17 protein-coding genes and 1 other RNA gene are annotated in these 14,198 nt (G+C 57.2%); 13 read left to right on the forward strand and 5 right to left on the reverse strand.

The window, feature by feature from the left end:
* Positions 1-12 precede the first annotated feature (12 nt).
* From Q0775_RS09245 to Q0775_RS09265, 5 genes are all read left to right on the forward strand, one after another.
* A complete protein-coding gene (locus tag Q0775_RS09245; protein WP_298859534.1) occupies positions 13-780 on the forward strand; it encodes a hypothetical protein in 768 nt (255 codons plus the stop codon).
* Positions 704-1,426: an N-acetylmuramoyl-L-alanine amidase gene (locus Q0775_RS09250; RefSeq protein ID WP_298859536.1), complete on the forward strand. Its 723-nt coding sequence runs from the start codon at positions 704-706 to the stop codon at positions 1,424-1,426. The genes Q0775_RS09245 and Q0775_RS09250 overlap by 77 nt, the downstream gene beginning before the upstream one ends.
* A 64-nt stretch (positions 1,427-1,490) precedes the next feature.
* Positions 1,491-1,918: RNase P RNA component class A (rnpB, locus tag Q0775_RS09255), an RNA gene on the forward strand.
* 182 nt (positions 1,919-2,100) lie between these two features.
* Positions 2,101-2,268 (forward strand): 50S ribosomal protein L33, encoded by a 168-nt coding sequence (gene rpmG / locus Q0775_RS09260; RefSeq protein WP_025061397.1) that lies wholly within the window; start codon positions 2,101-2,103, stop codon positions 2,266-2,268.
* Positions 2,269-2,337: 69 nt separating this feature from the next.
* Positions 2,338-2,850, forward strand: coding sequence for an AAA family ATPase (locus Q0775_RS09265; protein WP_298859543.1), 513 nt, complete (start codon positions 2,338-2,340; stop codon positions 2,848-2,850).
* A gap of 148 nt (positions 2,851-2,998) precedes the next feature.
* Here Q0775_RS09265 and Q0775_RS09270 read toward each other — a convergent pair whose 3' ends face one another.
* Both Q0775_RS09270 and Q0775_RS09275 read right to left on the reverse strand, forming a co-directional pair.
* The gene (locus tag Q0775_RS09270) at positions 2,999-3,775 is read right to left on the reverse strand and encodes a Bax inhibitor-1/YccA family protein (RefSeq protein WP_298859544.1); all 777 of its coding nucleotides are present in this window, start codon (positions 3,773-3,775) and stop codon (positions 2,999-3,001) included.
* Between the two features lie 110 nt (positions 3,776-3,885).
* Positions 3,886-4,089, reverse strand: a complete 204-nt coding sequence (locus tag Q0775_RS09275; protein WP_298859545.1) for a DUF1127 domain-containing protein — start codon at positions 4,087-4,089, stop codon at positions 3,886-3,888.
* A gap of 121 nt (positions 4,090-4,210) precedes the next feature.
* Between Q0775_RS09275 and Q0775_RS09280 the strand changes: the two genes are divergently transcribed.
* The 5 genes from Q0775_RS09280 to Q0775_RS09300 all read left to right on the forward strand — a co-directional run bounded on the left by Q0775_RS09280 (position 4,211) and on the right by Q0775_RS09300 (position 8,514).
* On the forward strand, positions 4,211-5,062 hold the full coding sequence (locus Q0775_RS09280) for a LysR family transcriptional regulator (RefSeq protein ID WP_298859546.1): 852 nt from the start codon (positions 4,211-4,213) through the stop codon (positions 5,060-5,062).
* A gap of 411 nt (positions 5,063-5,473) precedes the next feature.
* Complete coding sequence (locus tag Q0775_RS09285) at positions 5,474-5,839, forward strand: helix-turn-helix transcriptional regulator (protein ID WP_298859548.1); 366 nt, start codon at positions 5,474-5,476, stop codon at positions 5,837-5,839.
* Between the two features lie 64 nt (positions 5,840-5,903).
* Positions 5,904-6,713, forward strand: a complete 810-nt coding sequence (gene hisN, locus Q0775_RS09290) for a histidinol-phosphatase (protein WP_298859550.1) — start codon at positions 5,904-5,906, stop codon at positions 6,711-6,713.
* A complete protein-coding gene (locus Q0775_RS09295; protein WP_298859552.1) occupies positions 6,710-8,056 on the forward strand; it encodes an 8-oxoguanine deaminase in 1,347 nt (448 codons plus the stop codon). The genes hisN and Q0775_RS09295 overlap by 4 nt, the downstream gene beginning before the upstream one ends.
* A complete protein-coding gene (locus Q0775_RS09300) occupies positions 8,056-8,514 on the forward strand; it encodes a CAP domain-containing protein (protein WP_298859554.1) in 459 nt (152 codons plus the stop codon). The genes Q0775_RS09295 and Q0775_RS09300 overlap by 1 nt, the downstream gene beginning before the upstream one ends.
* A gap of 31 nt (positions 8,515-8,545) precedes the next feature.
* Here Q0775_RS09300 and guaD read toward each other — a convergent pair whose 3' ends face one another.
* Positions 8,546-9,841, reverse strand: a complete 1,296-nt coding sequence (gene guaD, locus Q0775_RS09305; protein ID WP_298859556.1) for a guanine deaminase — start codon at positions 9,839-9,841, stop codon at positions 8,546-8,548.
* Between the two features lie 135 nt (positions 9,842-9,976).
* On the opposite strand from guaD, the gene mgtE reads away from it, so the two are divergent.
* The 3 genes from mgtE to Q0775_RS09320 all read left to right on the forward strand — a co-directional run bounded on the left by mgtE (position 9,977) and on the right by Q0775_RS09320 (position 12,527).
* On the forward strand, positions 9,977-11,371 hold the full coding sequence (gene mgtE / locus Q0775_RS09310) for a magnesium transporter (RefSeq protein WP_298859557.1): 1,395 nt from the start codon (positions 9,977-9,979) through the stop codon (positions 11,369-11,371).
* Positions 11,368-11,925 (forward strand): 5-formyltetrahydrofolate cyclo-ligase, encoded by a 558-nt coding sequence (locus Q0775_RS09315; protein ID WP_298859558.1) that lies wholly within the window; start codon positions 11,368-11,370, stop codon positions 11,923-11,925. The genes mgtE and Q0775_RS09315 overlap by 4 nt, the downstream gene beginning before the upstream one ends.
* Before the next feature lie 224 nt (positions 11,926-12,149).
* On the forward strand, positions 12,150-12,527 hold the full coding sequence (locus Q0775_RS09320; RefSeq protein WP_298859560.1) for a hypothetical protein: 378 nt from the start codon (positions 12,150-12,152) through the stop codon (positions 12,525-12,527).
* Between the two features lie 83 nt (positions 12,528-12,610).
* Here Q0775_RS09320 and Q0775_RS09325 read toward each other — a convergent pair whose 3' ends face one another.
* Positions 12,611-13,024 (reverse strand): hypothetical protein, encoded by a 414-nt coding sequence (locus Q0775_RS09325; protein ID WP_298859562.1) that lies wholly within the window; start codon positions 13,022-13,024, stop codon positions 12,611-12,613.
* Positions 13,025-13,076: 52 nt separating this feature from the next.
* Positions 13,077-14,192: a serine/threonine protein kinase gene (locus tag Q0775_RS09330; protein WP_298859565.1), complete on the reverse strand. Its 1,116-nt coding sequence runs from the start codon at positions 14,190-14,192 to the stop codon at positions 13,077-13,079.
* Between the last annotated feature and the right edge of the window lie 6 nt (positions 14,193-14,198).

Consider the following 14,198-nt stretch of genomic DNA (forward strand, 5'->3'; position numbering starts at 1 on the left):
AATGCGTAACAAATGCAGGCTATTGAGATGATGAGTGTTAGAATTGTATTGGGTGCATGTGCAGTGGCAGGCCTTGTGGCCTGTCAGCCAGCCGTGCCGGAAGACAGCCGTTTCGGCGTAGGCTTTGACCAGACATTTGATGCCCAGCGTGCCAATCGTGATGCTGCACTGGCCGCCGGAAACATTGTGCCGGCAGCCCCTTCCGTAAGCGCACAGCCATTGCCCGCTTCGGGATCAGCTGCTGACACAGCCGCACAGACAACTGCACTGTTGGCGCAAACAAATCAGAGTGCGGATGCAGAAACCCTTGCTGCAACGGCCAACAACTCTGGTGTGCCGCCGCTGGTAGCAAGCCCGTCCAATCCGCCCCCTGCCGTTATTGACAACACAACTGGTATCAGTCGCGAAAATAACTTTGACGCCGTATCTGGTGAGCGCAGCATTGAAAGCGATGCAGCGCGCCTTGCTGCCAACCGTGCCCAATATCAGGTCATTCAGCCCCAAGCGCTGCCGCAGCGGACCGAGACTGGCCCAAATATTGTGGCCTATGCGCTGTCGACCACACATCCGGTTGGCACAAAAGTTTACCGTCGTAGCGGGTTCAACGCACAAAGAAAGTATGAGCGCAGCTGTAGCCAGTACCAATTCAAGGATCAGGCACAAGCCGCGTTCCTCGCGGCTGGCGGTCCGAAGAGAGATCGCAATGGCATGGACCCTGACGGGGACGGGTATGCCTGTCGCTGGGACCCCTCGGTTTACCGCACAGCAAACAGCGGATAACGTGGGCGCCGAGGTGCAGCTGCATCATTCGCCCAATTGCGGGCCGCGGCGCAACGGACTGACACCTGCATTTATCGTTATCCACTATACCGCGATGGAGACCGCCGAAGCGGCCCTTGAGCGTTTGTGCGACCCCACTGCCGAAGTCTCTGCCCACTACCTGATCGGTACGCGGGGCGACGTTATCCAAATGGTAGAGGAGGCGGCCCGCGCATGGCATGCAGGGGCAGGGGCGTGGTGTGGCGTCGATGACATCAACTCACGCTCTATCGGGATCGAGCTGGACAACCGTGGTCATCATCCGTTTTCTGAGCCACAAATGGCAGTTCTTGAGGAATTGCTACGCGGCATTATGCAGCGCTGGAATATACCTGCGTCGGGTGTGATCGGACATTCTGACATGGCGCCGGGCCGCAAAACCGACCCCGGCCCACATTTCGATTGGGCACGGCTTGAACGGCGGGGCCTCGCCGCTGGTGCGCAGGATCGTGCAACCGGTGTCCTCGACGAGGTAGCGTTTAGAGACGCGGCAAGTGCGGTTGGCTATACTGCTGAGGCCGACTTTGATACGCTGCTGCACACGACCCGGCTACGCCGCGCACCTTGGCGCAGAGGTCCGCTGCAAAAGGCTGATTTCGTTCTTTAGAACCAAGAGGGCAAAAATATCGCCATTGACCAAAGGCCCGCGTTGGGCGTACTGCCCTTCTTGCGCGGAAGGCTGGATGGCTGCTTTGTTATCTTCGGGTAATGGGGAGGAAAGTCCGGACTCCAATAAGAAACGGTGCCGGGTAACGCCCGGGCGGGGCAACCCGACGGAAAGCGCCACAGAAAATAAACCGCCTGTCGTGCCAGAGTTCGCTTTGGTGTGTCGGCAGGTAAGGGTGAAACGGTGGGGTAAGAGCCCACCGCGCGGCTGGCAACAGCGGCGGCATGGCAAGCCCCACTTGGAGCAACGCCAAATAGGGACCGCGTGCTGCATCTGTCTTCGGGCAGATCAGCGGAGCCTCTTATGCTCCAGCAGGTCCGGGTTGGCGGCTGTAGCTTTGTCGGTAACGGCAGGGTCAGAGGAATGGTCATCTATGATGTGTTGCCTAGCGACTCATCGGGACAAAATCCGGCTTACAGGCCTTCCGCGCATACTTATTCGAAGTGGGGCATAGTTTTCCTAAACTCTGTGCCGGAAAATTGGAGTTTTCCGCCTCTTGAGGCCAGTGTTGCGCGATACGGGGTTGACTCAGGGCGTGGCAGGGGTAGAACCCGAAACTTAGAGATTACGCGCACATATCAAGGGGTATGCAGCGCCGCACAGGAGAATACAAAATGGCTAAGCCAACCACGATCAAGATCCGTCTGAACTCGTCCGCGGGCACAGGCCATTTCTACGTCACCAAAAAGAACGCGCGCACCATGACCGAAAAGATGGTTATGAAGAAATATGACCCCGTAGCGCGCAAGCACGTTGAATACAAAGAAGGCAAGATCAAGTAGGATCAGTTTCTTTTTCCAAACGTTATGGCCGTGCAGCAATGCGCGGCCTTTCGTCTTTAAGAGGCCACTATGCGCCGCATCATGATTATTGGCGGGCCCGGCTCCGGTAAATCAACGCTGGCGGTGCAGTTGGGTGCGCGCCTGAACCTACCTGTCTACCACATGGACCAGATCCACTGGCAAGACGGCTGGGTGGCGCGCGACCGTGCCGAAAAAATTCGACGCGCACGCGCTATCGAGGCACAAGACGCCTGGATATTCGAGGGCGGTGTTTCAACAACCTGTGCTCAACGGGCTGTCCGTGCTGATATGCTGGTCTGGCTGGATTTGCCCGTTGCCTCACGGTTGTGGCGGGTCATCATGCGGACCTTTCGCTATGCGGGGCGTAACCGCCTTGGCCTGCCCAACGGATGCATAGAGCGGCCCAACCGTCACACACTCCGCTTTTTCCGCTATATCTGGCGTACCCGCCAAAGCCAGCGCGACAAGGTCGCCAAGCTGTTGATCGGTCCCCGGCAGTGCGCGAAAACGGTGCACTTGCGGAGCGCTGCGCAGGTTCGCGACTGGCTTGCCACGATCTGACGGCTGGCGGGGGGAGAGCAATGGGGTCAAGGCAGCGTTGACGTGTCATTCCTGCACAGGCGCGTCCCGCGGCGCAGGTGACGCAGCGACCACAAAAAAGGCCGACCCGGCAAGGGGTCGGCCCGATGATCATGCACCATCAGGCGGGTTATTCGCGGTTGCCGAAAAGCTGCAGCAACATCATGAACATGTTGATGAAGTTCAGGTACAGGCTCAGCGCGCCCATGATCGCGGATTTACCAAGCCACTCTGTGTCGCCGTGCTGTGCGTGGGCGATGTAGTCGGTCTTGATGCGCTGGGTGTCATATGCGGTCAGGCCAGCAAAGATCAGAACACCGATTGCGGAGATCGCAAATGTCATCGCATCGCTCTGCATGAAGAGGTTGATGATCGACGCAGCGATCAGGCCAATCACACCCATGATCAGGAATGTACCCCAACCGGAAATGTCCTTTTTCGTGGTATAGCCATAGATGGACAAACCCGCGAAGGCGATGGAGGTGATCAAGAAGACTTGAATGATCGACGCGCCAGTGAACACAAGGAAGATGGAGCTGATCGACAAGCCCATGACAAACGCAAAGGCGTAGAACATCAGCTGCGCTGTGGCAGCGGACATTTTGTTGATCATCGCGCTAAAGCCGAAGACGAACGCAAGCGGAGCGAACATCACAACCCATTTGAGCGGAGAAGCATAAAGCGCCTGACCCAGACCTGTGAGGTACTGACCTTCACGCAGTGCCATCGTGGCGCCAGCGGGATCGGATGTGACCGCAAGGCCTGAAATCGCCCAAGCGGCGGCGAAAGTAATCAGCATGCCTACGGACATTGTGCCGTAAACTTTGCTCATGTGTGCGCGCAGGCCTTCATCAATCGCGGCGGTGCGGCTTCCGGCACTGGTCCGGATTGTATTCACGTCTGCCATGTAAAACTCCCTAAAGCTGGCCCGCACAAAGATTTTCCGGCGGGGATAGCGCTAATATCGTGACAGATGCCATGTATTTCAAGGTTTTTCGGTCAGGTTTTTCGCTTTGGTTAACACTTCCATGACGCAGGGGCGTCCCAGACGGGTTTTTGTGCTTCGGCTTGTGCCTCTTCGGATGTTAGCCCCACATCTTGTAGCTGTTCGGGGGCCAGTGCTGCAAGGGCGCGTCGGCTGCGCAGTAACGCGAGGGCGCTGCGCAGAGAAAGCCGTGCGGGGCGCTGGCTGGAGGCGGATTGGGTAAGGGCGATACGCATGAGGATGCTCCATTATATGTGATGCTAATTTGAATTTACATTCCGGTCCTTGATGAATGACATGGACTGGGTCATAATGATAACCAATGTTATTGATGTGACTCATTTGAATTGGTGATGTATGAGAAATCTCGATCTTGCGACCCTACGCGCCTTGGTCGCTGTTGCTGATGCTGGCGGTGTTACGCGTGCAGCGGGTTTTTTGCACCTCACACAGTCGGCTGTGTCGATGCAGCTAAAGCGGTTGGAGGAATTGCTGGACGTCCAACTGCTTGATCGCAGCGGCCGCTCTATTGCCTTTACTGCAAGCGGTGACCAACTCCTGAGCTATGCCCGCCGTATGGTCGCCATGAATGACGAGGCTGTGGCACGCCTGACGGCGCAGGAGTTTGCGGGAAGTCTGCGGCTCGGGGTGCCACATGACATCGTGAATCCTGCGATTCCCCAAGTTCTCAAGCAGTTCAATGCGATGTTCCCCGCCATTCGGATCATGCTGGAATCGTGTCACACCCGCACCCTGAAAGAGATGTTTGCAAAGGGTGAATGCGACATCATCCTGACCACAGAAACCGACGTGGCGGCAGGCGGTGTCACATTGGCGAAGCGGCCGCTCCACTGGATCGGTGCGCGGGGCGGGGCAGCATGGCGACAAAGGCCGCTGAGCATTGCCTATGGTCGCCTGTGTACGTTTCGCCCCTTGGTTGTGGGAGCGTTGGACCGCGCGGGGATTGACTGGCAGATGCTGCTCGAGACTGACAACGATAGCGCGATCCATGCTACTGTTAGTGCCGATTTGGCCGTACACACCGCGATTGAGGGTACAGAGCCGCAGCAATTTGCGCGAATCGATCACGCTGGTGCATTGCCGGATCTGCCTGATCAACTAATAAATATGTATATCGCCCAAGGTGACGTTTCGGAACCCATGCAGCAGCTTGCGACCTTGCTGCGGGCGCGTTTGGGCGAAAAATAGGGCTGCACCGTGCCTGCCTCGTTGCCTTCTGTGGTCTGTGGCCAAGGGCGGGGCCAGCAAAACGGGCAGGGGGGCAAGGTTAGGTGGCGGGATTCAAGTGTCTCATATTGTTTTCATTTCTGCCAGAAATCATCAGTTCACTGTTGCGGCAAATGCAGCAGAGTATTCGTTAAACATATGGTGCAGTCGGAAAACACCTTCGCGTCGGCCATATGATTTGTAGTCAAAGAAGGTAGAATTTCTGTCGCAACTTCGTGAGAAATACTGCGGTTCATAGCCCTTTGCGGGGCTGCATACATCGCCTAAGGTCCCGCCCCAGTAGCCAGACCAGTTGCAGCCTCAATTTCACGGCCCCCGCAGCAAAACTCTGGTAGTGTTTTAGTGCGTCCGTATCAGGGAAGTTTGGTTACCATGACCCATATCGTAGACACCCATGTGGGTCAGAAAATCCGCCAGCGCCGTTGGCTTATCGGCATGACCCAACAAGAGCTTGCCGCGACGGTCGGTATCAAATTCCAGCAAATCCAGAAGTACGAGACGGGAGCCAACCGTGTGAGTGCATCGCGTTTGTGGGACATCTCCGAAGCGCTTGGTGTGCCGATCGCCTATTTCTTTGCAGGGCTGCACCGCGAAGAACGCGCCCCTCAAAAGAACATTCCCGCCGATCTGTTGGCAGATAAAAAGGCGATGGATTTGGTGCGTTCCTATTATGCCATTCCATGCGACCAGCGCCGCCGCTTGTTTGATCTGGCACGCGTGCTGAGTGATGTTGCATAAGCAAACTGCATGATTTTGGCACAGTTTACTTGCATGGTGGCCACGGGAGTGAGACGACCTTGTCATGAATATTGATCGAACATTGACTGACGAACTGACTCGTGTGGCGCATTTGATGGCAGATGCAGCGCGTGAGGTGATCCTGCCCTATTTTCGCAGTGAGGGGTTGGGGCAGGATAATAAGCTGCTTGATGGCTATGATCCTGTGACCGAGGCGGACCGTGGAGCGGAGGCTGCGATGCGTGAAGTGCTCGCGCAACATCGCCCCCATGACGCCATTTTAGGCGAAGAAATGGGCACAAAGACGGGAACAACGGGGCTGACGTGGGTTCTTGACCCTATTGACGGCACGCGGGGGTTTGTTTCGGGCACGCCGACATGGGGTGTCTTGATCGCGGTTGGCGATGAAGCAGGTCCGTTTATCGGCATCGTTGATCAGCCTTACATCGGAGAGCGTTTTATCGGGACACCTGAGGGCGCAAGCCTGATCCGTGGAACCGAGACGCGCGCCATTCATACCCGCGCGGCACGACCCCTGTCCGAAGCTGTGGTTTTCACCACGTTTCCGGAAGTCGGCAGTGCGCAAGAAGGTGCTGCTTTTCATGCCGTTGCGTCACGTGCCCAGCTGACGCGCTACGGAATGGATTGCTATGCCTATGCGCTGGTTGCTTGTGGTCAGGTTGATCTGGTGATCGAGGCTGCGTTGAACGCCTATGATATCCAAGGGCCACTAGCGCTGATCAAGGCGGCGGGCGGGATTGTCACGAATTGGGAGGGGGGCCCTGCGCATAACGGTGGGCGTGCGATTGCGGCTGCAAACGCGGAAATCCACGCTGAAGCTTTGGCGATTCTTCGCGCGCAGGTCGGCCCATGAGTGTAACCCTCCTGCGCGGTGCCGATATCATCCTTACAATGGACGAGTCGCGGCGCGAATTGGGGGGGCATGATATCCTTATGCGTGACGGGGTGATTGCCGAGATTGGCATAGGCTTGGTCGCGCCTGAGGGGGCTGACGTGCTGAACGTTGCGGGGTGTCTGGTCACGCCGGGATTGGTCAACACCCACCACCACTTGTATCAGAGTCTCACCCGCGCCGTGCCGGGCGGGCAGGACGCGCTGCTGTTCGGCTGGTTGCGCACGCTCTATCCGATTTGGCAGCGGTTTACCCCCGACCATATGCATGTCTCGGCCCAAGTGGGGCTGGCCGAACTGGCGCTTTCGGGATGCACGCTCAGCTCCGATCATCTTTATCTCTATCCTAACGGTGCGCGGCTTGAGGATACAATCCACGCTGCTGCCGAGATTGGCCTGCGCTTTCACCCCACGCGCGGTGCGATGAGCATCGGGGAGAGTGATGGTGGCCTGCCGCCTGATGCGCTGGTCGAGGCCGAGGGTACGATTCTGGAGGATTGCATCCGCGTCATCGACGCATTCCATGACCCTGCCGAAGGATCTATGTGCCGCGTAGGTATCGCGCCCTGTTCGCCGTTTTCCGTCAGCACGGATCTGATGCGCAACGCGGCTATTCTCGCGCGGGACAAGGGCGTCATGCTGCACACCCATCTGGCCGAGAACGACGAGGATATCGCCTATTCATTGGAAACCTTCGGCTGTCGTCCGGGTGAATATGCCGAAAGCCTTGGCTGGGTTGGCCCAGACGTGTGGCATGCGCATTGTGTCAAACTTGATCCCTCCGAGATCGCACTGTTTGCGCAAACAAAGACGGGTGTAGCGCATTGTCCCTGTTCAAACTGCCGCCTTGGCAGTGGCATCGCGCCCCTGCGCGCAATGCGTGATGCGGGTGTGCCTGTGGGCCTTGGGGTTGATGGCTCGGCCAGTAACGATGCAGGCAATCTGGTGGCGGAGGCGCGTCAGGCGATGCTGCTCCAGCGGGTCAGCCGTGGGGCTGATGCGATGAGTGCGCGTGAGGCGCTGGAAATTGCCACGCGGGGCGGGGCAGATATTTTGGGCAGGCCCGACTGTGGGCGGCTTGAGACAGGCAAACGTGCGGATATCGCAGTCTGGGACATCTCGGGCATCGAAGCGGCGGGGTCTTGGGATCCTGCTGCGCTGCTTTTGGCCGGTCCCACAACCGTAAGGGATCTTTTTGTTAATGGTTGCGTTGTAGTCAAAGAGGGGGAAGTGGTGACAGTAGACATGACTGCCCTTTTGTCACGACAACGCCAGTTGGCCTATCAGTTAAAGGAGATGCAGTAATGCGGATCGCACTCACACTTGTTACGGGCCTTGCCCTCGCCGCCTGCGCCACAACCAGTCCCGCACCAGTAGCCCAGCAATTTACGCAGACAAGCGGCTCACCCGCCGCCCTGGTCAATGCAATCCGCAAGCAGGCAGGTGTCTCAGGCGTAAAACGTAGCCGTGTGCTTGATGCAGCTGCGAAAGCCCATGCAAATGATATGGCGAGCAATAATTTCTTCGGTCACACGGGCAGCAATGGCTCCTCCGTTGCGAAACGTGTGAAGGCTGCGGGTTACACGTGGTGTACGGTCTCAGAGAATGTCGGCAAAGGTTACCGATCCTCGCCCCGTGCAATTGAGGCGTGGCGCGTTTCGCGGGGACACTACCGGAATATGGTCAACCGCAAAGCGCGTGAATTCGGTTTTGCACGGTCTGGAGACTATTCTGTGATGGTGCTCGCCGCCAGAAAGTGTTGACCGAGCTGTGAGTGAGATCGGGAAGATGCTATTAACCTGTCGTGCAGATCCCGCCGATCCACGTGGCACGTATCGCGCGGTCATCGCCCAACATGATGGTCGCAAATACATCTTCCCAGACAGATCCTGAGCGATTGGCCCTTTGGTTGATCGCCTGCGTTGAGCGCAGGTTAAGAACTGCAATATCCGCAAAGTGACCTGCCGAAAGCGTACCGATCTCTGATGCAAGGTGCAGAGCATGCGCTGATCCAGCAGTCGCGAGCCACATCAGTTGTGCCGCGTGCAAGGGGTAGCCGTGATGCTGTGCGGCCTCGTAGGCCGCAGCCATGGTGCGCAGCATGGAGAAAGATGAACCACCTCCTGTATCTGTCGCGAGGCCGAGTGGAATACCCCGCGCCGCCAGCGCAGGCAAGTCAAGCGCACCGGAACCGATAAAAGCATTAGAGGTGGGGCAATGGATCACACGGCCCTGCACCTCGGCCAGCCTATCCACCTCACGCTGGGTCAGGTGGATGGAATGACCATATAGTCCCCGTGATCCCAACAGGCCATGCGCCTCATAAGTGTCCAGATAATCACGGGCCTGCGGGAACAACTCCCGCACCCATGCAATCTCGTCCGTCTGCTCGCTCAGATGCGTTTGCATCAGGCACTCGGGATGCTCTGCCCATAGGGCACCCAACGCGCTTAATTGCTCTGGCGTGGAGGTGGGCGAAAACCGCGGCGTGATCGCGTATTGTGCGCGGCCTCGTCCATGCCATTTCTCCAACAGAGCTTTGCTGTCATCATAAGCCGATTGCGCCGTGTCGCGCAGGTCATCGGGGGCGTTACGGTCCATGCAGGTCTTACCTGTGACCACGGCTTGCCCCCGCTTGGCCGCCTCAGAAAACAGTGCATCGACGCTGGCGGGGTGGATCGTCGCAAATGAAGCGACTGTCGTCGTGCCATTTGCCGCTGTCAGGTCCAAATAGCGTGCGGCAATCGCAGCCGCATATTCAGGGTCGCAAAAGCGTGCTTCCTCGCGGAAAGTATAGGAGTTAAGCCAGTCAATCAGCCGTTTGCCCCAACTCGCAATCATCGCTGTTTGCGGATAATGTGCATGGGCATCGACAAATCCCGGACAGATCAGATCATTGCTATAAGAGATCACCTCGGCCTGAGGGTGGGCGGCTTTGACCGTATCCGCGTCACCCACCGCCTTGATACGTGAGCCATCCAACAGGACCGCACCTGCGCTGTTGATCCGAACGCACTCCTCCCATGGCACCTCAAAAGGATTGCCGGTGAAGGTGAGTGTCTGGCCGGTGAGGAGAGTCTGTTTCTGCATGGCAATGGTTGTACCTGTTTGTGGTGTTCAAGCAATGGCAGAGCGCTCAAATACCCCTGACGCGGACCCGTGAACCCATTGTGGTTCACGCCGTGCCTGCCTATGTTGCGCCAAACGCTTATGGGGGTAGCACGCATGTCGGATCAGGTGTTTGAGACGGACCATGAAAGCGGTGAACCCGAAGCATATGTGCTGAGCAAGCGCGACGTTTCCGCGATTCTTTATGCTGTCGAGATAGACGACCGTGAAAAGCTGATCGAGCTGATGGAGCCGCTGCACGCAGCCGACATCGCCGACCTATTGGAACAGATCAGTTCGTTTGATCGTGCACGTCTGATCCGTCTTTATGACCGTGAGTTTGACGGTGAAATCCTGTCCGAGCTTGATGAGGCCATCCGCGACGAAGTGGTCGCCTTGCTCACACCTCAAGTCCTGCAAGAAGCGATGCGCGAGTTGGACAGTGATGACGTCGTTGACATTCTCGAAGACCTTGAGGACGCGCAGCAGGCAACCATTATGGGCGCACTCGACGAAGGTGACCGCGCCGCCGTCGAGCAGGCGATGTCCTATCCGGAGTATTCCGCGGGTCGTCTGATGCAGCGCGAAGTTGTCATGGCGCCAGAGCATTGGACCGTAGGCCAAGCCATTGATTATCTGCGCGAGACACCTGAGGCAGAGCTGCCCGATCAGTTTTACCACATCATTATCGTCGACCCGCGTCTGCATCCTGTCGGCAATGTAACACTGGGCAAGCTGATGCGCTCGAAGCGGGAGACACGGCTGAGAGCGCTTTATGAAGAGACCTTCAAGGTCTTTTCGGCGATGCAGGTCGAGGGGGACGTGGCCTATGCGTTTAACCAGTATCACCTGATTTCAGCACCTGTTGTGGACGAAGATGGTCGCCTGATCGGTGTGATCACGATTGATGACGCGATGGCCGTGCTGGATGAAGAGCACGAGGAGGACATCTTGCGCCTTGCGGGTGTGGGCGAGGGCTCACTCAGCGACCGTGTTATCATGACGACCAAACAGCGTTTGCCGTGGTTGGCCGTGAATCTCGTTACCGCGATTGCTGCCTCGATGGTGATCGCGCAGTTCGAAGTGGCGCTTGCGCAGATCGTAGCCCTTGCTGTCCTGATGCCAATCGTAGCTTCAATGGGCGGCAATGCTGGAACCCAAAGCTTGACCGTCGCCGTGCGTGCCTTGGCGACCAAAGACCTCACCGGCTCCAACGTTTGGCGGGTTATCCGCCGTGAATGTCTGGTGGGGCTGATCAACGGAACGATCTTTGCGGTGGTCATGGGGATTGTCGGCGTCATCTGGTTCGGCTCGCCCGCGCTGGGCGGTGTTATCGCGGTGGCTATGGTGGTGAATATGGTTGTGGCAGGGCTGGCGGGAACAGGCATCCCGATTGTGCTGGAACGGATCGGCGTCGACCCCGCACTTGCCTCCGGTGCCTTTGTGACGACAGTGACCGATGTGGTTGGCTTCTTTGCCTTCCTCGGGCTGGCGGCTGCCGTTCTTCTATGAGCATGGCCGAGGCCAAAGCAGCCGCGCGAAAGGCTGCCTTTGCCCGTCGCAAGCCGCTGTTCGAGCAGGCCAATGCAGCGCAATCGGAATATCTGAGCGAAGTCCTTGCAGGCTACCGCGGTGTGCCGACGTCAGGCTTTATGCCCATCCGTACCGAGATTGACCCGCGTCCCGCAATGGGCGAGGCGGCAGCGCACGGGATGGTGGGCGTGCCGGTGATCGAAGCCGAAGCACAGCCGTTGAAGTTCGCGCGTTGGACGCCTGAGGCCGAGATGGTTGCGGGACATTTTGGTGCGAAAGTACCCGTTGTCCTTGAGTTCTTCGAGCCTGAAATAGTGATTGTGCCGCTGCTGGCCTTTGACCGCAAAGGTGGGCGCTTGGGCTATGGCGGTGGGTTCTATGATCGCACGCTCGAGATCCTGCGCGGGCGCCGCGCTATATTGGCCATTGGCTTTGCCTTCGCGGGGCAGGAGGTGGATGTAGCACCGTTGGAGGAGACCGACCAACCGCTTGATTTGATCGTCACCGAAGTTGGTGTGATCGAAGTCGGGTAACGTATCCTACAAATTTTTTGCTGGGAGCTGCGATGGTCCGCTTTGCGGACAAAACCGACATCGGATAACCTTCCGCCAATGTCTGCATCGGGCTTATTGAGAATTTACCGCTGTGAGTAAACCTAACAATCAGTAAACGAACTGCGTTGATACGGTAATGTAGAATGATATACATCTGCCAACAGCAGATTTTTGGATGGGCAGAGAACGACATGGTGAAATACTTGGACACAGCAATCGCATGTTTAGCTGTATGCTGTGCCACTTCAGTCTTCGCTGACGAAATCGAACTTGATTGGAACTCAGTCGAACTCGGGTTTTTCGAAAAGACTAATGATAGTGGGGATTTGTTGCATGGTCTCACAGTCTATGTCCCAAGTAATCGCGTAGCCGTTGAAGATGATTTTTACGCGGTTTTTCCCGAATTTTGCGACAGAAGACTTGATGACATATTAGAGATTTCGACGCGTATGGAAGAAGCACCGGAAGTTTCATTGTTGAAACTCCAACTCGATTTTTACGGACCAAAAGTTGGCGAGAACGAGACATACGTCGGTGTCTCAGCGACCATAGAATTAGAAGATGGTGAATGCTCTTTATAAGTAGAATTTCATGAAATGCGACATTGGTTCAAATGCCAGTAACTTACGGTTTGGGCTCAAAACCGACATTCGCTGCATGGCAGCTATTTTGCAGCTAAGACTCGCTTAGTTTCGCTTAAAACCTCAACCAACCCGCCCAAAAATTCATCCGCTGTCACATCAATCAGCGCCTTGCCCTCTTCGTCTTGCAACGTGAAGGGTGCAGGTTCGATCTTTTCCAGCTCGCGCAGGCTTTTGCCGCCGCCGTGTTTCAGCACGTTGGCGGCGAGGTAGTAGGTGTAGACGGTTTGGGAGAGGTCGGTGTGGCCCTCGGCGGCCAGTTTGTTGCGCAGTTTCACAAAGAACGGGCCGCGGGCGAAGTGGTGCTGGAGGCGCGCCTCGAAGGCGGAGACGGTCTCGACCACCATCGCCTCGATCTGGTCGGTGGTCGCTTCTGGAGTGTCGGCGAGAGCCTGAGCATTGGCGAGCAGTTGGGCAACGTCTGGGGTGTCAGTCATGGCATGGTCCTTTGGGATAAGTGTTCACGCCATAACTGCGCTTTTGGTCTACTTACTTGCTTAGCGAGGGGAAGTAATCCTCGCATTTGCCTTCGCGGTAGACGTCTGCGGTGCAGCAGTGCAATCCGCCGCCGAAGGCGTAGGCATCGCGCAGCTCGACTTCGACGACTTCCATGCCGAGTTTGTCCATCTGCTCGGCCTGATAGACTTCGGATTTCTCGACGCAGACGGTTTTGGGGTCCAGCACCAACACGTTCATGCTCAGCCATGTGGAGGAATAGCACAGCGGCGGCGGGGTGTTGTGCGCGGGCGTGGCGGCGTCGACGATTTCCCAGCCGTTGTCGTTGTACATCTTGCGCTGCTCTTCGGGCAGGCGGCGGTGCGGATTGTTCAGGATTAGACCGGGGCGCAGGGGCGTGAAGGTAGCGTCGATGTGAATGGGATAAGGGTCACCCGGAAAGTTGACGGTGTGCACGCGGTGATCGGGGAAGTGGCGGCGCAGCCATTCGATGCCTTTGAGGTTGGTGGTGAACCCGTGTTGCACTACGAGGTCGCGGCCAAAACGCAGCACGTCGGCGGCGTCGAACAGCGGTTCCTCCTCCGTGGTGACAAAGAACTTCTTGGCCGCCCATTCGAGGCGCTTGGTGTCGCCGATCTTTTCGGACAGATAATCGGGGTGGTAATCGGCATCGGTGAGGCGCGGTTTGGGCGCGCTTTCGTGGCGGAAATTCGGGTCCTCATTAAAATACTGCTGCATCAGCGGGCGGTAGTTAAGGTATTCAAACCAGCGGCAGCGGTAGGACATCGTCGCTTCGAGCATCTCACTGCCGACGGTGAGCAACACATCGCGCGGTGGCATACAGCCAAATTGGCTCTCGGTGTGGAAATCAGGTGTGGTGACGGGAACGGAGTGGTCGATGCAGGTGGGACGGTCCACGCGCACGCCGCGCTTTTCCAGCATGCCAGCAAAGTTATCCAAAAGTTCATTCGCGCGGTCGATGGTTTCTTGTGGACGGCGGCCCCATTGGCCGCGCATGTCGCTGTCCTCGGGGACTTTTGCGTCTAGCGCGGGTTCTTCGGGCGGTATATGGCAATCATCAGCGCGGCCAACGATTACATGTTTGAGCGGGTCCCACTCGTTCCAGCTGTTTACGATTGTCTTGGACATGGATCC

The sequence above is a fragment of the uncultured Sulfitobacter sp. genome (assembly GCF_947499945.1).
Taxonomy (GTDB): domain Bacteria; phylum Pseudomonadota; class Alphaproteobacteria; order Rhodobacterales; family Rhodobacteraceae; genus Sulfitobacter.